Origin of the sequence: Altererythrobacter sp. CAU 1644 (assembly GCF_029623755.1) — a bacterium.
Taxonomy (GTDB): Bacteria; Pseudomonadota; Alphaproteobacteria; order Sphingomonadales; family Sphingomonadaceae; genus Erythrobacter; species Erythrobacter arenosus.
In genome coordinates this window covers 20,628-39,468 of sequence record NZ_CP121106.1, presented here as the reverse complement: position 1 = coordinate 39,468, position 18,841 = coordinate 20,628, and the positions used below count along the sequence as shown (strand labels likewise).

The window sequence follows — 18,841 nt, the reverse complement described above, 5'->3', positions numbered from 1 at the left end:
GCGTGTCTCCGCGCCGCGCGTCACAGGCGACGTGATGCGGTTCCAGTCGGCCAGCCGCACCGACATCGGCCTCAAGCGCAAGGTCAACGAGGATTCGCTGATCGACCGTGCCGACCGCTCGTTCTGGGTCGTGGCAGACGGGATGGGCGGCCATGAGGCCGGCGAAGTCGCGAGCGCAATGGTGGTCGAATCGGTCGACGAGGCAGTTACAGCAAGCGATCTCGAGGCGGCGCTGGAACAGGTCGATCGCGCGCTCGACACGGCGAACGCGGCAATGATCGAACACATGCATGGCGACAAGCGGCGCAAGATGGGGAGCACTGCGGTTGGCCTGATCATCGCCGAAGATGGCCGTTATGGCTGCTTCTGGGTCGGCGACAGCCGGGCCTACCGCGTCCGCGATGGCCAGATCGCGCAGATCACGCGCGACCACAGCCTTGTTCAGCAATTGGTCGATGCAGGCCTGATCTCAGAGGAGGACGCCGCGACCCATCCCGATGCCAGCGTCATTACCCGCGCGGTTGGTGGTTCGGATCGGCTCGAGGTCGATCATGTGAAAGGCGCGGCCCAGACCAACGACATCTTCATTCTCGCAAGCGACGGCCTGACGCGCTGCGTTGAGGCCGAGGAAATCCGCCACGTGGTGATGATGGGCAATCCGCATCAGGCCTGCGAAGACATGGTCGAAATGGTCCTGGCACGGGGTGCCCCCGATAACGTCAGCGTCATCGTCGTTCGAGTAGCTTGACGAGCGCTCGCGGCGTCAGCGGTCGAGCATCGCCTTAGCCTGACCCGAACTTAGGGTCATCGAACGCACGTAGCTCTGCGTCTGCCGTCCCTGGACCAGCAGCCGCTCCGCCTCTGCCGGCGTCGAAACTCCGCGCATCGAATCCTTGAGACGGTCGAGATAGCTCTTGTAGTCGCGTGCGGCATCCGCGTTGCTCTTGAGCGTCTGGTACGCCTTCTTCTGATCTTCGGTCGCGTCGCGGCCGGGATCGCGCGCGCGGCCAAGGCTGATCACCTGGTCGGCCTGACCCGCGGTCTGCCGCGCAACAAGTTCGAGCTCGGAACGGATTTGGTCGATAGTCCGGCCACTTGCCGACGGCGCTGCCGTTGGGCTTGCTGCTGGAAGGGTGGCAGTCTCCGCATCGCTGCTGGCGGCGGTGGTCGGCTTGTCGGTCGGCTCGGCCTTGCGAGGGTTCGCTGCCAGCGCTTCCTCGACCTTGGCCTTGAAGGCAGACACGGCCAGGATCGCCTTCTGCGCCAGAGGCAGCGCGGTTTCGGCACTCTCGCCCGCGCGCAAATCTTCGAGCGACTGGCGCGCATCGCGCAATTGCCCTTCGAGGTCGCCGGCCAGTTGCTGGAGCTGTGCGCTCTGCCCCGAAGCCGAACCTTCCTGCCGAGGGTCTGCCCAGGGAGCGGCGGCAACCAGCGTTCGGGTACGCGCGGTCAGGTCTTGCGACAGACCCACCGCCAGCTCGTTGAGGCTAGCACGAGTGAGGTCGGCAATCCGCAACCGGTTGAAACTCACATCCGAAGCGCGCGCGGGATCTTCTGCGATGGCTACGTTTTCGCTCTCCAGCCCGACGATCCGCTCGGCCCGGCGCTCGAGCGCTTCCACGGCCTGCGGGGCGAGATCGTCCTGCCGGGCAAGATCGACGAGTTTCTGCAGCGCCGGACCGAAACCGTCATCGTGCGAGATTTCCTCGACTGCGACGACCGGCGCTTCGACTGGCTCTTCGTCCCGGCCGCTACCGAAGAGGGCCCAGGCCGCGACACCGGCCAGCAGCAGGACGCCCCCGCCCAGCAGCAGCGGTTTGGGTAACCCCTTGCCTGTGGTTTTCGCCGGTTTGTCCGTCGCCAGTTTCGTATCTGCCAATTTGGCCGGCGCTGGCTTTTCCTCTGTCGGTGAAGGCTTGGCAGCGGGGTCGGCGGGTGCCGGCTTCTCGGGAGCTGCCGTCTCGCTTGCGGGCGCGTCTTCGAGCACTCCTGTCCCGGTCGGTTCGTCGACTTCGGGGTCATCTTCCGTCAGGTCGTCTTCGCCGACCTTGCGAAATTCCGCGTCCTCGATCTTCTCGGGGACTTTGCTAACCGCCTCTTCGGCTTCCTCGCGCCGGATCGGATGGATATCATCGATCGACGCCGCCATCGGTGAAACGCGGGTCGCTTCATCGTCCTCGGCGTCATCGCTCGGCGCAGCAGCGGGCTCATCATGCGCGTCGAACATGGCCAGCCATTCGGGCAGCGATTGCGGACGCTCGGTAGGCTTGATGATCATGGCCGCGTCGACGGCGGCCAGGAATTCACGGCTGTAACCGGGCCAGTCGCCATCGACCAGCGCGGGTTCCTTTTCACCGTGCAGCCGCTCCAGGACCTCGGCCGGCTTCTCGCCCGTGATGCAGCGATAGAGCACCACGCCAAGCGCGTAGATATCGGTCCACGGGCCTTGCGCGTAGGTCTTCACATATTGTTCGATCGCGGCGTAGGGCGGGGTGTGGAAGGTGACGGTGGTGCTGGTCACACCCTCTGTCTCGAAACGGGCGGAGCCGAAATCGATCAGCACGGGCTGGCCTTCACCGGTGATCAGGATGTTTGAGGGCTTGATATCGCGGTGCAGGACCCCGACGCGGTGTGCGCGTTCAAGCCCCTTCGCCACCGGCAGGATCATCCGCCGCAGCTTCTCCTCGTCGAACTTCTCACTCTGCTTGAGCAGCTCGTTGAGCGGGACGCCATCCTCGAAATCCATCACCATGTAGGCGGTGCCGTGGATCTCGAACAGGCTGCGGACGCTGACGATGTTGGGGTGGCGAGACGGGGTCGAGAGATTCCACAGCAGCTTGGCTTCTTCGACGAACTTCTTGAGGCCAAGCGCGTGGACCTCTTCCGCGTCGGAGTCGATCGGAACGACGGTCGATTCCTCGTCTCGTTCGCTGATCGAGCTGGGGAAATATTCCTTTATCGCGACGAGTTCGTCGAAATAGATTCCGCGTCCCTTGTAGACGATTCCGAAGCCGCCAACGCCGAGCACCTCCTCCAACCGCCATTCGCGGAGGATCGTGCCAGGCGGCAGCGCCTTCGTGCTGTAAGCTTTCGTCATAGGAACCCAGACCCACCCCGGTCATCAACTATTTGTAAAGCCATCGCATAGCGCGAGGCGCAATTCTAGTATGGCAACGACAATTCGCGCACGATCGGTGGACGCCTGAAAAGTGCGGTTTGCGGGATGATTTTGCGGGGCGGGGGCTGGGGTGGGCCTCAGCCCTCGCGTTCAGCGAGCCATTCCTCGAGCCATTTGATCGAATAATCGCCCGATAGCACGTCATCCTGCCGCAGCAGTTCCTGGTGCAGCGGGATGTTCGTCTTCACGCCTTCGACCACCATTTCCTCTAGCGCGCGGCGCAGGCGCATGATGCAGCCTTCGCGGGTGCGGCCATACACGATCAGCTTGGCGATCATGGAATCGTAATAGGGCGGAATGCGGTAGCCCGCGTAAAGTCCTGAATCGACACGCACATGCATGCCGCCCGCAGCGTGGTAATAGGTCACTTCGCCGGGTGATGGCGCGAAGGTGAACGGGTCCTCGGCATTGATGCGACACTCGATCGCATGGCCCTTGAACTCAATCTCTTCCTGCTTGACCGACAACGGCTTGCCATCGGCAATGCGGATCTGTTCGCGCACCAGGTCGACGCCGGTGATAGCCTCGGTCACGGGATGCTCGACCTGCAGGCGCGTGTTCATTTCGATGAAGTAGAACTCGCCGTTCTCCCACAGGAACTCGATCGTGCCCGCGCCGCGATAGCCCATGTCGCGCATCGCTTTCGAGCAGACCTCGCCCATGTGCATGCGTTCTTCATGCGAGATGACGGGGGAGGGCGCTTCCTCGAGCACCTTCTGGTGGCGGCGCTGGAGCGAGCAATCGCGTTCGCCCAGGTGGATCGCATTGCCGTTGCCGTCGCCGAAGACCTGGAATTCGATGTGGCGCGGATTGCCGAGATATTTCTCGATGTAGACCGTGGCATCCCCGAAGGCCGCCTTGGCCTCGCTGCCGGCCTGTTTCATCAGTGTTTCGAGCTTGTCCTCGCTCTCGCACACCTTCATCCCGCGACCACCGCCGCCCGAGGCCGCCTTGATAATGACCGGATAGCCGATCTCGGCGGCGATCTTGCGCGCCTCGCCATAGTCCGACACGGCACCGTCAGAGCCGGGCACCAGCGGCAGGCCGAGCGCGCCTGCGGTGCGCTTCGCCTCGACCTTGTCGCCCATCGTGCGGATATGTTCGGGCTTGGGGCCGATCCAGGCGATGTCGTGCGCTTCGACGATTTCGGCGAACTTGGCGTTCTCGGACAGAAAACCGTAGCCGGGATGGATCGCGTCGCAATGCGCGCATTCGGCCGCCGAAATGATGTTGGCGATGTTGAGATAGCTGTCGGTCGCAGGCGGCGGACCGATGCAGACCGCGTGGTCGGCCAGCCGCACATGCATGGCATCGGCATCGGCAGTCGAATGGACCGCGACCGTCTCGATCCCCATCTCGTGCGCTGCGCGGTGGATGCGTAGCGCGATTTCGCCCCGGTTGGCGATCAATATGCGTGAAATGCCCATCGTTTACCCGATGACGACGAGCGGCTGGTCGAATTCGACCGGCTGCGCATTGTCGACAAGGATCGCCTTCACCGTGCCGGCCTTGTCGGCGGTGATCGGGTTCATCACCTTCATCGCTTCAACGATCAGCAAGGTATCGCCCTGCTTCACGCTGTCGCCGACCTTGACGTAGTTGTCTGCCCCCGGTTCGGGCGCGAGATAGCAGGTGCCGACCATCGGGCACCTGATCGCATCGGCGTGGCTATCGGCCGGCGCTTCTTCGGCGGCGGGGGCTTGCGCTGCCGGGGCAGCGGCCGCGGCGACAGGTGCAGGAGCGGCGAAGCTCGCCGGGGCAGCGGCAACACCGCCGCCGCGCGAAACCTTGATCTTGCGATCGCCATCCTCGACCTCGATTTCGGTGAGCCCGGTTTCCCCGAGCAGTTCTGCGAGTTCGCGAACGAGTGCAGTATCCACATTCATGCCGGACTTGCGCCCGGTCGTGCCTTTGGTTTCGGCCATATACGCCCCATCAACTATTGGTTGCGGGCGTGACTATTCGCGCGAATTGTGGCTGGCAAGGGGCGATTGGTCAGATTTCGCCGCTGGCCACCGCTTCGAGCGCGACGACATAGCCTTTCGCGCCCTGTCCGGTGATCGATTTGGCTGCGGCCATGCCAATGTAAGAGATGTGGCGAAACTGCTCGCGCTGCAGCGGGTCGGAAAGGTGGACCTCGATCACGGGCGTGCGGATCGCCTTCGTCGCATCGAGCAGCGCAATCGAGGTATGGGTATAGGCGCCCGGATTGATGATCACCGCCCGCGCGCCCTCGGCCTGCGCCTCGTGCATCCAGTCGACCAGCACGCCTTCGTGATTGGTCTGGCGCATGTCGATTTCGAGGCCGAGTTCGCGCGCACGATCATCCAGCATCCCTGCAATATCGTCTAGCGTGTCGGAGCCATAGATCTCCGGCTCGCGCAGGCCGAGCAGGTTGAGGTTGGGTCCGTTGAGGACATAGACGAGATTGGACGCAGTGCTCATGCGCGCTGGTTAGCGCGGCGTGGGGCGCGGGGGAAGCAGAAGCTCCGACGCGCCTATAGATCGAATTCTCCAATACGCTCATCGAAGCCTTGGCCGGATTGGTCGAATATCGAATCCCCCACTCTTCCGACCTGTCTAGCCCATGCCCCGGAAGCGCTGTCCTGCATCGTGGGGCTGGAAATTGTGCGGAGTGAATTCGGCAGCGCCAATAGAGGGAGAGGGACCTCATGAGGCTGAGATTTTCCAGATTTTCGACCATTTTCGGCGCGGCAGTTTCGGTTGCGGCATTGTCGAGCCAGGCCTGGGCAGGTGAGGCTGAAGACGCGGTGATCGCGCAAGTTACCGAAGCCTATGGCGGTAGTGATCTGACCGATATGCAATCGATCCGCGTCCGCGATCATTACAAGACCGCCTTTCCCGGACAGGGCTATACGTCGCGGATGGTCGAGTTCACGCACCTGAAGCAGGATGCGCAGCTCGATCTGGCCAACCAGCGCGGCAGCGTCGAGGGTTGGAGCGCCAACTGGAACTTCACCTTCAACACCCGCACGGTGTCGGCGGGTGATGACATCGCAATCGTCAACTACATTTCGGGCGATTACCAGCCTGCGGCCTTTGCCGATTACTTCGCCGCATATGGCGCCGTCATCCGGGTGACCGATACGTTGCTCGCCTACCACCTGGCCAAGTCAGCGGACAGTGCCACGCACAAGGGCACGGCGATGTACCTCGGTCGTCCCCACGCGATGATCGAATTCCAATTGCCGTCATCGCCTCCGCTGACGCTCTATGTCGATCAGGAGACGGGCCTGATCTCGAAGAGCGAGCGGGTCACGCCTTTCGGTTCGCTGACCTACACCTTCGGCAATCACGCGACGCAGGGCGGCGTCAGCTACGCACGCGATTTCGAATTCTTCATCGGCGATGACGTCAACCTCCTGTCGCTATCGCGCGAGATCAGCGTCAACGGCGTCGATCCTGCGATCTTCGCGATCGATAGCGGGATCGTCGCCGAGCCTGCACGCCTTGACCAGGCCGAGATGACGACCGATGAAATTGCCGCCGGCGTGCATCTGGTGGGACAGGGACCGCAGGGTGGAGCGGCGGCCTACACAACCTTCGTCGATGCCGGTGATCACCTGATCGCCGTGGGCGGCTATGCGGGTCTGCAGGCTCGCTATGACGCCTATAAGGAGGCAACTGGCAGCACCAAGCCGATCCGCTATCAGGTCGTCACTCACCACCATACCGATCACCTGGGGGGAATGGCTGATGCACTCGGCCTGGGCGCGATCTTCGTGACACCGGAAAATGCGGTCGCGAATGTCAGGACTGCGGCGGGCGCCGATATTCCCGAAGACCGCCTGATGGTGCTGGACGGCAGCATGACGCTCGGCCCGGTCCAGATCTACGACGTTGCAACCAACCACATGGAATCGATGGCTCTGGTCTACATCCCCGCGGCCAGCGCGATATTCCAGGCCGATCACTATACCGGCCTCTATGAAGGCGCGGCGCCTACACCCGTTGGCGCCGGGACAGTCTATCTCAAGAACCATATCGAGGCATTGGGACTCGACGTAGCCACCATCCTCTCGGCGCATGGCCGCAAGGCGGTGACTTGGGAGGAATTCTCTGCGGCCGTCGCAGGATATGATGGCCAGCCGTGCAAGTCAGGCCGGCCGATCTGCAGCGGCGGGTGAATGACACGCAGCTTGGCTCTGCTCTTTCGTTGAGCCCTGGTGGGGGCCGCCCGTCCAGTGCGGACGAGCGGTTCTCCTACCGATCGGCGCCCTTGACCTTCCCCCATTGTCGGGCGGCGGTGTAGCCGAGATAGCCGGTGCCGAAGAGCGCATAGAGCGAATCCGGTAGCGCGCCGAGATAGCGCGTCATGCCGTCGCCGATGGCGCGGGCGGCGGTTGGATCGAAGGCGGCGATGAGGCCCATCGGCACGCTCAGCAGGATCAGAGCATACATCACGTAGAGAAAGCTCGGGCGCGCGCGGCTGGTCCATGGATCGTTCGATTGCGCTTCGGCAACGATCGCCTGCAAGCGCGCCTCGATGAGTTGCATTTCCTGTGTGCCTTCAAGCTTGATCAGCTCCAGCTTGGCCTTGGCGCGGGTTTCCTTGTCGGGAATGATCTTGTCGATGATCGAGGCGAGGGGCCCGATCAGGGTATCGAGAACGGACATGGCATGCGCTCCATTATTGCGAGTCGCATGCTTGCTAACCAAATAGGTTAGTGTAGGAAAATCCGCTGTTTAATCCGGCTCTTCACCCGCCTCGATCAGGAGGCGTTGGGCCAGATTGAGGTGCGGAATATCGACCATGGCACCATCGAGCGCGACCGTCCCGGCGCCCGGATTGTCGGCGAAAGCCTTGATCACCGCGCGGGCGTGATTGATTTCCTCTGCACTGGGCGTGAAGGCCGCGTTGATCACTTCGACCTGCGCCGGGTGGATGGCCAACATACCCCGATAACCTTGACCGCGGACCATGTCCGCACGCTCGCGCAGCGCATCGAGGTTGCGGAACTCGGGCATGACCGTTTCGATCGGGGCCACGCCAGCGGCGACAGCCCCGAGTAGGCACAGGCTGCGCGCCAGCTCGTAGGTCGGCATGTAACTGCCGTCTGGCCGGTGCTGTACGCGGGCGCCGAGAGCCGAAGAGAGATCCTCTGCGCCCCAGCTCATGGCGACCAGCCGCGGCGCACCTTCATAATCCCCGCAATGGAACATCGCCTTGGGCGTTTCGGTCACGAGCGCAGCAACCTTGGTAGCTCCGTCGTCGATCCCGTTCTTGGCTTCGGCCTTGCTCAGCAGGGTGTCGAGCAATTCCAGGTCCGCGCGGCCTTCGGCCTTGGGCAGGAATACCCCCCCGGGTGCGGCTGCCATGATCGCGTCGAGGTCGGCCACGGTTTCATCCGAGGACAGCGGATTCACCCTTACCCAGATGCGGTGCCTGTCCTCGCGCCCGGCAAGGAATTCGCGCACCATCTCGCGTGCAGCGGGCTTGTTCTCCGGCATGACCGAATCTTCGAGGTCGAGCAGCGCGATATCGGCAGCGGAGTCGCCTGCCTTGCTCATCTTCTTTTCACTGTCGCCCGGGGCGAACAGCCAGCTGCGCATTCGGGTAAGGGCGGTCTGGGTCGTCATGCAAATTCCTCTCGAGGCAGCGCGTTAGGACGCGTGCCGGGGAGGTGCAAGATCGGTATGGGGAGGAATTCCCACTGGTCGGGACGACTGGATTCGAACCAGCGACCCCTACACCCCCAGTATAGTGCGCTACCAGACTGCGCCACGTCCCGGAACCAGTGGAGGGCGGCCCTATAGGCCGCGTCTCCGATGCTGGCAAGCGCGGATCAATGACGAATTGGCCGCTGCGGTTTTGCCAAGCGCGATTGTGGTGGACTTGCAATGCTGCTAGGCGCGCCCACTTAGCGCACAAGGGGAGGGACCGGTCCGCGATTAACGGCGTCGGAATTGTCCCTTGTGACACTATTGAAACACAAGTTCTGACAGGCTTTCACAATGATCGAATTCCTTGCTGCCGCGGCCGGTGCCGAAGCACCTCCCGCCTGGATTCAGTGGGCACCCATCGTCGGGATGGTGCTGATTTTCTGGTTTCTCATCATCCGCCCACAGATGAAGCGCCAGAAGGAGCACCAGCAGAAGATTTCCGGGCTCAAGAAGGGCGACCAGGTCGTCACCGCCGGCGGCCTGGTTGGTAAGGTGGTCAAGGTCGACGACAATTATGTCGAGCTGGATCTGGCCCAGGGCGTGCGCGTGAAGGCGGTCAAGAACACCATCGGCGATATCATTCCGCCGGGTGGCAACGCCGCCAACGACTGACGGGAACAGGCTGAACCATGCTCGATTTTCCGACCTGGCGTAAGGTCTGGCTGTGGGGGCTGACGCTTGTCGCGTGCCTCGCCGCACTGCCTTCGATCTTCGCCGCCGCCAATCTTAGCTGGCCCGATGCCTTGCCCGATCCCGAGGTCAACCTCGGGCTCGACCTGGCCGGCGGCAGCCACATCCTGCTCGAGGCCCAGGCCGACCAGGTCGCATCCCAGCGGCTCGAGAACATGGAAGAGTCGGTCCGCTCGCTGATGCGTAACGCCGAGCCGCGCATCCGCATCGGTGATCTCGCTACCTCCGGCGGTCGGTTGAGCTTCATGCTCGATGACCCGGCTGATCTCGATCGCGCGCGCGAAATCCTGCTGCCGATCGTCAACGGCACGGGCCTGACCCGCGAATGGGATCTCACCGTCGTTGATGGTCAGCGCATGGTTCTGGCCCCGACGCAGGACGGGATCGAGCAGGCCGTCACCGACGCGATGGACAGCGCGACCGAGGTGGTCCGTAAGCGTATCGACGCCCTCGGCACGCGCGAGCCGACCATCATCCGCCAGGGCGATACGCGCATCGTGGTGCAGGTTCCCGGATTGCAGGATCCCGACGCACTCAAGGAATTGCTCGGCCAGACTGCCAAGCTCGAGTTCAAGCTCGTCGACCAGAGCGCGCTGCCCAATGATGTGGCAGCCGGTATTGCTCCTCCGGGCAGTGAGATCTTTCCCTATTCGGAAACATCGGATTTTCCCGGACAGATGGTCGCAGTCCGGCGTCTCGGCGGCATTCGCGGCGACAGCCTGACCAATGCGCAGGCCGGTGTCGATCCGCAGACCAACGAAGCGGTGGTCAATATTCAGTTCGATCAGCAGGGCGGGGCGAAATTCGCCAAGCTCAGCACTGAGAACACGGGCAAACCCTTCGCCATCATCCTTGATGGCAAGGTGATCTCCTCGCCCTATTTCCGTGAACCCATCCTTGGCGGATCGGCCCAGATCTCCGGCGGGTTCACCACGGAAACCGCCAATAACCTCGCAATCTCGCTTCGTTCGGGTGCGCTGCCGGTCGATCTTACCGTGATCGAGGAGCGGACGGTCGGGCCGGACCTCGGTGCGGACTCGATCCGCAAGGGCATGATCGCAATGCTGATCGGTACCGTCGCCGTGATCGTGCTGATGATATCGAGCTACGGCCGCTTCGGCATCTATGCGACATTGGCGCTTGGTCTCAACGTGCTCATGATCCTGGGCATCATGGCGGGGCTCAATACCACACTGACCCTGCCGGGCATCGCGGGTTTCGTGCTGACCATCGGCGCGGCGGTCGACGCCAACGTGCTGATCAACGAACGTATCCGCGAGGAACGTAAGCGCGGGCGCCGGGTCGTGGCGGCGGTCGAAACCGGCTACAAGGAAGCCAGCCGCGCCATCTACGATGCCAACGTCACCAACTTCATCGCCGGCGTGCTGCTGTTCCTGTTCGGTTCGGGCCCGGTTCGCGGCTTCGCGGTCGTGCTCGTGATCGGCCTGTTCACGAGCGTCTTCACCGCCGTGACGCTGACCCGCATGTGGGTCGCCGGATGGCTGCGCAAGTCGCGGCCAAGCGATATCAATATTTGAGGGGATGGTAGGATGAAATTGCTCAAGCTCGTCCCCGACGACACCAACATCAAGTTCCTGAAGTGGCGCATCCCGTTCTTCGTCGTCAGCCTGCTGCTGATCGCGGCGAGCTGGGCGCTCGTGCTGACCAAGGGGATCAATTACGGCGTCGATTTCGCCGGCGGCCAGGAAGTGCGTGTGACTTTCGAGCAGCGGGCCGAGGCCCCGATTGCCGAACTGCGCGAGGAAATCGCCAGGCTCGGTTATGGCGAGCCGGTCATCCAGCGCTTCGGTGAACCGAACCAGGTCTCGATCCGCGTTCGCCTGCCCGCCGAGGCAGAGGATGTGCCAGGTGCCGCGACCGAGATCGGCGACCGGGTGATCGCCCAGATCCAGTCCGAATACCCCAACGTTCGGCGCGACGGTAACGATACCGTTTCGGGCAAGGTGGCGGGCGAGTTCCGTAACGACGCGGTGCTGGCCCTGCTCGCCGCGATGCTGGCGGTGGCGCTCTACATCTGGATCCGGTTCGAATGGCAGTTCGGCGTGGGCGGCCTGTTCGCACTGTTCCACGACGTCTCGCTGACCCTGGGCATGTTCGCGCTGTTCCAGATGGAATTCAGCCTGCAGATCATCGCCGCGATCCTCGCGATCATCGGTTACTCGCTAAACGATACGATCGTCGTCTACGACCGTATCCGCGAGAACCTGAAGAAGTATCGCAAGATGCCGCTGCCCGAATTGCTCGACCTGTCGGTCAACGAGACCCTGGCGCGTACGGTGATGACCTCGCTGACGCTGCTGGTCGCGCTGGTTCCGCTGCTGCTGTTCGGCCCGGCGAGCCTGTTCGGCCTCGTCGCCGCGATCACGCTGGGTATCTTCGTCGGTACCTACAGCTCGGTCTACATGGCGGCGCCGCTGCTGGTGTGGCTGGGCGTGACTTCGAACAGCTTCGTTCCGCAAGAGACGGTCGCGGACCGCCAGGAACGCCTCGCCCGCGGCGAGAACTGATCGATCAATCCGCCGCCGAGACCCGCTCGAAATGTGCGGCTAGCTCGGCGGCGTGATTCTCCCAGCTGAACCGCTCGACCGTCGCGGCGACCGCCTGCGGCGAGGGTGGATGGGCGAGAATAGCGCGCACCGCTGCGACGATGGCGTCGACCTCGCGCGGGACCAACCTGCCGGCGATCTCCGAATTGATGAGTTCGCGCGCGCCGCCGACGTCGCAAGTTACGACCGGGGTGCCGCAGGCCAGCGCTTCGACCCAGGCGTTGGCAAGGCCCTCTGCTCGCGTCGGAAGGACCATGACGTCCGAAGCTGACAGGATCACCGGCATCAGGTCGTGATCGACCGAACCGGCGAGGAGTACGCGTTCTGCCACGCCCAATTCGCTTGCCAGCGCCCGCAGAATGGCGTCGTCTTCGCCCTTGCCGACGATGATCAGCCGGGCGTCGGCCAATTGCCCGAGCGCTTCGATCGCAAACGCATGTCCCTTGCGTTCGACCAGCGCCCCGACTGAGCACAGCAGCGGTGCGCCATCGGGAATCTCGAATGAGAGCTCGCCTGCCAGGGTCGCCCGCAGCCCTGTGTGATTGAGCGGCCGGAACCGATCGCGATCGAGCCCGGTGTAGTGGACCGTGATCTTGCTCGCATCCATGCCAAGCGCGGTCATTTCGCCCGCGAGGTTCTGCGATACGGCCAGCAGCGCAGACGCGTTTTCGGCGGCAGCCAGCATCTGCTCCTTCGCGAATTCGTGCGTGCCCCAATAGGTGATATCGGACCCGCGTGCCTTGATCGACAGCGGAAGGCCGATCGCTTCGGCAATCTGGGCCGCGGCCGGGCCATCGGGAAAGAAAAACTCGGCGTCGAGCAGGTCGATCGACGTTTCTGCGTGGATTTGCCGAATGAGCGGTGTCACGGCCCGGGCGATCGCATTGGCGTTGAAGCGCGGGCCAAAGCGCGGGATCAGCATAAAGCGCGGTCGATGCACCACCATCCCGCGCTCCTGCGATACCGGATCGAGTGCCGCGAGCGGACGGTATTTCCCGAATGCGACGGGCGGGATGCCAATCGGGTTTACCACCGTGACCTTCCAGTCGCCGCGTGAAGCCAGTGCTTCGAGCGATTTCGCCACGAAGGGGCCGAAGCGCGGGTCTTCCGCATTCGGAAACAATGTCGCAAGCGACAGGACGTGCTTCAAAGCTTGCGCACCAGCATTTCCGCGACCGCGATCCATGGCGGCCCTTCGACGACCTGCTGTTTCTGGCCGCTGCCAGGTGGCAACACGCCGATGAAATCTCCCTGGCGATCGATCAGACGGCCGAAGTAGAACCGGCCGCCCGGCCGCGGGATCAGCACATCGCGATTGATCGCCTTGGGTGCGTCCTCGGGCGAAATTTGGCGCAGCCAGATCATGTCGTCGGGCCTGAATTCGCCGACACTTTCCTCGACCGCCAGCACCAACAGCGCACCGTCACCGGCGAGTTCCGTGGGAACGAGCGCCTCGCGCTGCTTGGTCAGGGCTTCCGGACCATGGGTGCGCAGGGCCGCGACCACCATCGGCTGTTCGCTTTCATCCGAGCGCACGAGCAGTTCGGGGTCGACCTCCAGGGCCGCCCCAATCCGGTCCATCCACTTGATCGAGAGGTTGCGCATGCCGGTCTCGAGCCGCCCGATTGTTTGCGCGGTGGTGGGGGGGACACATTTCTCCGCCAGTTCGGCGAGCGTCATGCCCTTCTGCTTGCGGATATCGCGAATGCGGTTGATCACGTGGGCCTCCTGCGCGGCGATTAACCGGATAGGTGATTTTTCTTTCCTACAGCGTTCCCGCGATTGCAAGGCCCGGTCCTGGCCAATGCACAGGAGGATCGAGCATGCAGCGCGAATTGATCGAACGCGAACTGACCGAAGAGGGACCCCGGCGTCGGGGTTCGGCCCGGGGCAAGCGGCGCACTGTGACGGTCAATCTCGCCGAGTCCCCGTTGAGTTGGCTACATGCACGCGGGCATCTGGATGATCGGCTGTTCGCCGCAGGCGAGCGATTGCGCGCCGATTACGAACGCGCGCAGTTGGGCGCCAGCGTCACCATGCGGTGGGATCCCGTCCGGGTGAAGACCACTGGCGATACTGGCCTGACAGGGACCGAGCGTCAGATCGCGGCCAAGGCCCGGTTCGACGGTGCGCTGGCGGAAGCGGGCAAGGGGCTCGAGGATATTCTGTGGCGCGTGGTGTGTGCTGGTGAAGCCTTGCCCGAGGCGGAAAAGGAGCTCGGCTGGCCATCGCGCAGCGGCAAGCTGGTGCTCAGGCTGGCGCTCGACCGCGTGGCGGATTTCTACCGCATCGGCTGAGCCGCATTTTTCGGTTCAGGACCGTGTTCCATGTGTTCCATCGGGTAGGATTTCCCGGCGGGAACTCGGCAATTCAGGGCGGCCGAGCAATGGTTCGTCGGCCAGGCGTAGCCGTCCGTCGATCACAGTGCATTTGTGTTTGTCTCGATGCGGTCACCGTGCAAGGTACTGGAACAAGGTATGTTCTGGGGGAGAGGACTGTGGATCGTAGGCAATTTCTTGCAAGCAGCGGTACGACCGCGCTGGCGTTTTCGCTCAATCCGGCGCTGGCGTTTGCGCAGGGCACGGCGGACGAGCGGCTGCGCCAGGTGCTGGAGGATATCTTCGCCGGCGACATCGAGCTGAGCCCGATGCTGGCGACCACATTGGGGCTGGACAAGGGGCCGAACTCCGGTGCTCGCTCGCGGCTCGATCGCTTTACGCTCGGTCACGGAGAGCAGGCGTCGCAGCACTCGCGCCAGATGCTCGCGGAACTCGATGCCGTGCCGTCGGGCGATCTCAGCGAGATCTGGCAGGTGCGGCAGGAGATCGTCCGGCACATGCTCGATCAGCGGCTGCTGCCGGACAAGTTCGGGATCAACGACCTCGGCTCCCCTTATCGGATCAGCCAGCAGGACGGTGCCTATTTCTCGATTCCCGACTTCCTCGATTCGACCCACCCGGTCGAGACCGCCGAAGACGCGGAGGCTTATCTGGCGCGGCTGGCGCTGTTTCCCGCTGCGCTCGACGAGCAGAGCGAGGCGCAGCGCGCGGATGCGGCGCGGGGCTATCTCGCCCCCGGCTGGGCGCTAGACCTCGCGATGGGGCAGATCGAGTCTCTGTTCAAGCCGGCGGCTGCGGAAACGGGCCTGGTCGGCTCGCTCGTGCGCCGCGCGAAGGAGAAGGGCCTCGACGGCGAATGGGAACGACGGGCGAGTGAGATCGTCGAGAATTCGGTTTTCCCGGCACTGCGACGCCAGCACGAGATGCTGGCCGAATTGCGCCCGACGACTGCCGCGGGTGACGGGGTATGGCGGGTTCCGCAGGGCGAGGAAATCTACCGTGAAGCGCTGCGGCATTTCACGACCACCGAGATGTCGGCCGAGGAGATCCACCAGACCGGGCTCGAACAGGTGGCGGAGATCAGCGCGGAGCTCGACACCCTGCTATCGGGCGCTGGGCTGACCAGGGGGACAGTCGGCGAGCGCCTGCTCGAACTCAACAAGCGGCCCGAGCAGCTCTATCCCAATACCGACGAAGGGCGCGCCGAACTGATCGCCTCGCTCAATGACGGCATGGCCGCGTTGACGGGCACGCTTCCGCAAGCCTTCAATTTCATCCCCGACATGCCGCTCGACATCCGGCGAGTGCCGCCCGAAATCCAGGACGGGGCATCCAACGGATACTACAGTCTCCCGACGCTCGACGGGTCGCGGCCTGCAATCTACTGGATCAACCTCAAGGACACGGCCGACTGGCCGAAATATTCGCTGCCCGCGCTGACCTATCACGAAGGCAATCCCGGCCATCACCTGCACCTGGTGCGCATGCTGCAGGATGATAGCCTGCCCTTGCTGCTCAAGAACTACTGGCTCTCTTCCTATGGCGAAGGCTGGGCGCTCTATGCCGAGATGGTGGCAGACGAGCTGGGCGGATATAGTGGTCTCGAACGGGCCGGTGCGCTGCAAAGCTGGCTGTTCCGCGCGGCGCGGCTGGTGGTCGACACCGGACTCAATGCCAAGCGCTGGAGCGTGGAGCAGGCGACGCAATATTTCGTCGACACGGTGGCCTTTGCCCGGGCGCGCTCCCAGCGCGAAATCGAACGATATTGCTGCTCACCGGGGCAGGCCTGCAGCTACAAGATCGGCCAGAACGAGTGGGTCCGCCTGCGGGCGAAGGCGGAGTCCGAACTCGGCAGCCGCTTCAGCCTGGGCGATTTCCACGAGATCTTGCAGGAGGGTGTGATGCCGCTGGCCCTGCTTGAGCGGCGGGTCGACGCATGGATCGGCAAGGTCAAGGCCGCTAGCTGATCGCGGCAGCGATCCTCGAACGCAAGACAGGCAGCACCTCTGCCTCGAACCAGGGGTTCTGCTTCATCCAGATCGCCGAACGCCACGATGGATGGGGGGTCGGGACGAAGGGCAGGTAATCGCGCCAATGCCGCACCCGTTCGGTCAGCGAGAGTTTCGCGGTGTCGGGCAGGTAGTGCGCCTGGGCATAGGTACCGACCAGCAGGGTGAGGCGATCCGGCGGCAGCACTTCGAGGACGCGCTCGTGCCACTGCGGCGCGCATTCCTTGCGCGGAGGCTTGTCGCCGCCCGAGGCCTTGCCGGGATAGCAGAACCCCATCGGGACGATCGCGACCTTGGCCGGATCGTGGAGTTGCTCGCGCGTCAGCCCAGTCCACTCGCACAACCGGTCGCCGCTGGCATCATCCCACGGCACGCCGCTGGCATGGACTTTGGTGCCGGGCGCCTGGCCGATGATCAGCACCCGCGCACTGGCGGAGAACTGCGTCACCGGACGGCAGCCGTGCGGCAGATGCGCTTCGCAGATCCGGCAGTCGGCAATCTCGCGCCGCAGCGCCTCGATGCCGGGTTCGCTCAACCTTCCACCCGTTCGGCGATGGCAAGCCAGCGTTCTTCAGCCGCGTCCCTCTCCGCACGGGCATTCTCGATGCCCTTGCTGATAGTCGCGAACTTCTGCGGGTCGGCGGCGTAGAGATTGGGGTCGGACAGGATCGCCTCGCCCTTCACGATCGCCGCCTCCAGTTCCTCGATGCGCGCAGGCAGCAGTTCGTAGTCCCGCTGGTCCTTGTACGAGAGCTTGTCCGATTTGGGGGGCGGGGGCTGAGAAGGTGTCTCTGGCTTGGAGGGAGATGGCTTGGCCTTCACCTGCACCGGCTGACGGCGCTTGGCTTCCCAGTCCTCATAACCGCCGGCAACGATGTCGACGCGGCCCGATCCATCGAGCCCGAGCGTGATTGTGACCGTCCGGTCGAGAAAGTCGCGGTCGTGGCTGACGATCAGCACAGTCCCGTCGAAATCGGCGATCACTTCCTGTAGCAAGTCGAGCGTCTCGAGATCGAGATCGTTGGTCGGTTCGTCGAGCACCAGCAGGTTCGCCGTCCGGGCGAATTCGCGCGCGAGCAGCAGGCGCGAACGCTCGCCGCCCGAAAGCGCGCCGACCTTGCTGTCGACGATCTTGGGATCGAACAGGAACTCCTTGAGATAGCCCTGCACGTGCTTGCGAATGCCGCGCACGTCGATCCAGTCGCCGCCCTCGGCCAGCACCTGGCGCACGGTGCGTTCGGGTTCCATCAGGCTGCGTTGCTGGTCGATCATCACGCCTGTGAGTTTTTTAGAGATCTCGACCGTGCCGCTGTCAGGCTGCATCTCGCCGGTGATCAGTTTCAGTAGCGTCGTCTTGCCTGCGCCATTGGCGCCCACGATCCCGATGCGGTCGCCGCGCTGGATCCGCAGACTGAAATCCTTGATCACTGCGCGATCGCCAAAGGATCTGGCCACCTTATCGGCGACGATTACCGACTTCGACTTGAACTGGTCGTCGTTGACCAGCTTCAGCTTGGCATTGCCGGTGGTGCTGATCATCGCCGCGCGGGCGGCGCGCATCTCCCACAGTTTTTCGAGCCGACCCTGGTTACGCTTGCGGCGCGCGGTCACGCCGCGTTCGAGCCAATGCGCCTCGATCTTGAGCTTGGCATCGAGCTTTTCCGCGGCGCGCGCCTCCTCGGCATAGACCTGCTCTTCCCACGCCTCGTAGCCGCCGAAGCCGACCTCCTTGCGCCGGATGATGCCGCGATCGAGCCACAGCGTCGCCTTGGTCAGCCGCTTGAGGAAGGTCCGGTCGTGGCTGATCGTGATGAAGGCACCCTTGTAGCGGGTGAGCCAATCTTCGAGCCAGTCGATCGCACCAAGGTCGAGGTGGTTGGTCGGCTCGTCGAGCAGCAGCAGGTCGGGCTCCATCGCCAGCGCACGGGCAATTGCGGCGCGCCGCCGCTCGCCGCCGCTAGCGGTTTCCGCCGGACGCGACATGTCGATGCCGAGCTGTGCGGCAATGCTCTCCACCTCGTGGCGTTCGGGCGCATGCTTTCCTGCCAGCGCGAAGTCCATCAGCGTGCCAAGGCCGGTGAAGTCGGGTTCCTGCTCGAGAAAGACGATCCGTGTTCCGGGCTTGACCTTTCGTTGGCCCTGGTCCGCCTCGATCCGATCATCGATGAGGCGCAGCAAGGTGGTCTTGCCGACGCCGTTGCGGCCGATCAGCGCCAGCCGGTCGCGGGGGCCGATGTGGAGATCGATATTCTCGCGATCGGGCCCGCCGAGCAGCCAGCGGCCGCCCTGCTGAAGGCCGAGGCCTTCCCAGGAAAGGATCGGGGGTTGTGCCATAGGCCGCGCGAGGTAGTCGCGCCGCCCGCAAGGCGCAAG

General features: G+C 63.7%; 17 protein-coding genes and 1 tRNA gene. 7 read left to right on the top strand and 11 right to left on the bottom strand.

The features are described from left to right. Window positions 1–34 precede the first annotated feature (34 nt). Complete coding sequence (locus P7228_RS00190) at window positions 35–748, top strand: PP2C family protein-serine/threonine phosphatase (protein ID WP_278016211.1); 714 nt, start codon at window positions 35–37, stop codon at window positions 746–748. Window positions 749–763: 15 nt separating this feature from the next. Here the strand turns inward: P7228_RS00190 and P7228_RS00185 are convergent, their stop codons facing one another. The 4 genes from P7228_RS00185 to P7228_RS00170 all read right to left on the bottom strand — a co-directional run bounded on the left by P7228_RS00185 (window position 764) and on the right by P7228_RS00170 (window position 5,623). Next, complete coding sequence (locus P7228_RS00185) at window positions 764–3,097, bottom strand: serine/threonine protein kinase (protein ID WP_278016210.1); 2,334 nt, start codon at window positions 3,095–3,097, stop codon at window positions 764–766. Between the two features lie 158 nt (window positions 3,098–3,255). Then, a complete protein-coding gene (gene accC, locus P7228_RS00180; RefSeq protein WP_278016209.1) occupies window positions 3,256–4,605 on the bottom strand; it encodes an acetyl-CoA carboxylase biotin carboxylase subunit in 1,350 nt (449 codons plus the stop codon). A gap of 3 nt (window positions 4,606–4,608) precedes the next feature. Next, window positions 4,609–5,103 (bottom strand): acetyl-CoA carboxylase biotin carboxyl carrier protein, encoded by a 495-nt coding sequence (gene accB, locus P7228_RS00175; protein ID WP_278016208.1) that lies wholly within the window; start codon window positions 5,101–5,103, stop codon window positions 4,609–4,611. A 70-nt stretch (window positions 5,104–5,173) separates the two neighbouring features. Continuing rightward, window positions 5,174–5,623 carry a type II 3-dehydroquinate dehydratase gene (locus tag P7228_RS00170; protein WP_278016207.1) on the bottom strand — a complete coding sequence of 150 codons (450 nt, stop codon included), beginning with the start codon at window positions 5,621–5,623 and terminating at the stop codon, window positions 5,174–5,176. Between the two features lie 227 nt (window positions 5,624–5,850). Between P7228_RS00170 and P7228_RS00165 the strand changes: the two genes are divergently transcribed. Next, window positions 5,851–7,326: an MBL fold metallo-hydrolase gene (locus P7228_RS00165; RefSeq protein ID WP_278016206.1), complete on the top strand. Its 1,476-nt coding sequence runs from the start codon at window positions 5,851–5,853 to the stop codon at window positions 7,324–7,326. A gap of 76 nt (window positions 7,327–7,402) precedes the next feature. On the opposite strand, the gene P7228_RS00160 is transcribed toward P7228_RS00165, so the two are convergent. The 3 genes from P7228_RS00160 to P7228_RS00150 form a co-directional block, all read right to left on the bottom strand. Continuing rightward, entirely contained in the window at window positions 7,403–7,816 is a 414-nt protein-coding gene (locus P7228_RS00160; RefSeq protein WP_278016205.1) for a holin family protein, read from the bottom strand. Between the two features lie 69 nt (window positions 7,817–7,885). Continuing rightward, window positions 7,886–8,779: an HpcH/HpaI aldolase/citrate lyase family protein gene (locus P7228_RS00155; RefSeq protein WP_278016204.1), complete on the bottom strand. Its 894-nt coding sequence runs from the start codon at window positions 8,777–8,779 to the stop codon at window positions 7,886–7,888. A 75-nt stretch (window positions 8,780–8,854) separates the two neighbouring features. Further along, window positions 8,855–8,931: transfer RNA gene (locus P7228_RS00150), tRNA-Pro, on the bottom strand. A 223-nt stretch (window positions 8,932–9,154) separates the two neighbouring features. Here P7228_RS00150 and yajC point away from each other — a divergent pair. Genes yajC through secF form a run of 3 tightly spaced genes read left to right on the top strand, consistent with a single transcriptional unit; the run spans window position 9,155 to window position 12,081 of the window. Then, on the top strand, window positions 9,155–9,475 hold the full coding sequence (gene yajC / locus P7228_RS00145) for a preprotein translocase subunit YajC (RefSeq protein WP_278016203.1): 321 nt from the start codon (window positions 9,155–9,157) through the stop codon (window positions 9,473–9,475). A 17-nt stretch (window positions 9,476–9,492) separates the two neighbouring features. Then, on the top strand, window positions 9,493–11,091 hold the full coding sequence (gene secD, locus P7228_RS00140; RefSeq protein ID WP_278016202.1) for a protein translocase subunit SecD: 1,599 nt from the start codon (window positions 9,493–9,495) through the stop codon (window positions 11,089–11,091). 12 nt (window positions 11,092–11,103) lie between these two features. Continuing rightward, complete coding sequence (gene secF, locus P7228_RS00135) at window positions 11,104–12,081, top strand: protein translocase subunit SecF (protein WP_278016201.1); 978 nt, start codon at window positions 11,104–11,106, stop codon at window positions 12,079–12,081. A gap of 4 nt (window positions 12,082–12,085) precedes the next feature. Here secF and P7228_RS00130 read toward each other — a convergent pair whose 3' ends face one another. Together P7228_RS00130 and P7228_RS00125 are read right to left on the bottom strand one after the other, a co-directional pair. Continuing rightward, entirely contained in the window at window positions 12,086–13,306 is a 1,221-nt protein-coding gene (locus tag P7228_RS00130; protein WP_278016200.1) for a glycosyltransferase, read from the bottom strand. Beyond that, the gene (locus P7228_RS00125) at window positions 13,267–13,839 is read right to left on the bottom strand and encodes a helix-turn-helix domain-containing protein (protein WP_278016199.1); all 573 of its coding nucleotides are present in this window, start codon (window positions 13,837–13,839) and stop codon (window positions 13,267–13,269) included. Before P7228_RS00125 ends, P7228_RS00130 begins: the two co-directional genes overlap by 40 nt. 104 nt (window positions 13,840–13,943) lie before the next feature. On the opposite strand from P7228_RS00125, the gene P7228_RS00120 reads away from it, so the two are divergent. Further along, window positions 13,944–14,417: a DUF6456 domain-containing protein gene (locus tag P7228_RS00120; RefSeq protein WP_278016198.1), complete on the top strand. Its 474-nt coding sequence runs from the start codon at window positions 13,944–13,946 to the stop codon at window positions 14,415–14,417. A gap of 200 nt (window positions 14,418–14,617) precedes the next feature. After that, window positions 14,618–16,426, top strand: a complete 1,809-nt coding sequence (locus P7228_RS00115; RefSeq protein WP_278016197.1) for a DUF885 domain-containing protein — start codon at window positions 14,618–14,620, stop codon at window positions 16,424–16,426. On the opposite strand, the gene P7228_RS00110 is transcribed toward P7228_RS00115, so the two are convergent. Then, the gene (locus P7228_RS00110; RefSeq protein ID WP_278016196.1) at window positions 16,419–17,003 is read right to left on the bottom strand and encodes a uracil-DNA glycosylase family protein; all 585 of its coding nucleotides are present in this window, start codon (window positions 17,001–17,003) and stop codon (window positions 16,419–16,421) included. The genes P7228_RS00115 and P7228_RS00110 overlap by 8 nt on opposite strands. Further along, complete coding sequence (locus tag P7228_RS00105; protein ID WP_278016195.1) at window positions 17,000–18,802, bottom strand: ABC-F family ATP-binding cassette domain-containing protein; 1,803 nt, start codon at window positions 18,800–18,802, stop codon at window positions 17,000–17,002. Before P7228_RS00105 ends, P7228_RS00110 begins: the two co-directional genes overlap by 4 nt. Window positions 18,803–18,841 lie beyond the last annotated feature (39 nt).